1 protein-coding gene is annotated in these 527 nt (G+C 61.5%); it reads right to left on the bottom strand.

The window, feature by feature from the left end; genetic code table 11:
- A partial coding sequence (locus IVA74_RS40150) for an NYN domain-containing protein (RefSeq protein WP_247353618.1) occupies positions 1-521 on the bottom strand: 521 nt, incomplete at its 3' end.
- Positions 522-527: the final 6 nt, after the last annotated feature.

Here is a 527-nt window from a genome sequence, read left to right as displayed (position 1 = left end):
CGGCCGAGCTTGGCCTGCAGCTCGACGAGGTCGGTGAAGACGTCGGCCTGGCGGCGCAGCTCGTCGGCGATCATCGGCGGCTGGCTGGCGATCGTGGAAATCACGGTGACCCGCACGCCGCGGCGCTGAACGGCCTCGACCAGGGAGCGGAAGTCGCCGTCACCCGAGAACAGCACCATCTGGTCGATGTGTTCGGCGAGTTCCATGGCGTCCACGGCGAGCTCGATGTCCATGTTGCCCTTGACCTTGCGGCGGCCGGAGGCGTCGATGAACTCCTTGGTCGCTTTGGTCACGACCGTGTAGCCGTTGTAGTCCAGCCAGTCGATCAGGGGGCGGATCGAGGAGTATTCCTGATCCTCAATGATCGCGGTGTAGTAGAATGCCCGCGTCAGTGTCCCGCGGCTCTGAAATTCCTTCAGAAGGCGCTTGTAATCGATATCGAAGCCGAGAGTTTTCGCCGTCGCGTAGAGATTGGCTCCGTCGATGAAGAGCGCGATCTTGTCGGTAGAGGAAGGTGACATTCAGTT

The organism is Bradyrhizobium sp. 132 (assembly GCF_023074185.1).
Taxonomy (GTDB): domain Bacteria; phylum Pseudomonadota; class Alphaproteobacteria; order Rhizobiales; family Xanthobacteraceae; genus Bradyrhizobium.
This window is presented reverse-complemented; position numbering and strand designations above follow the sequence as displayed.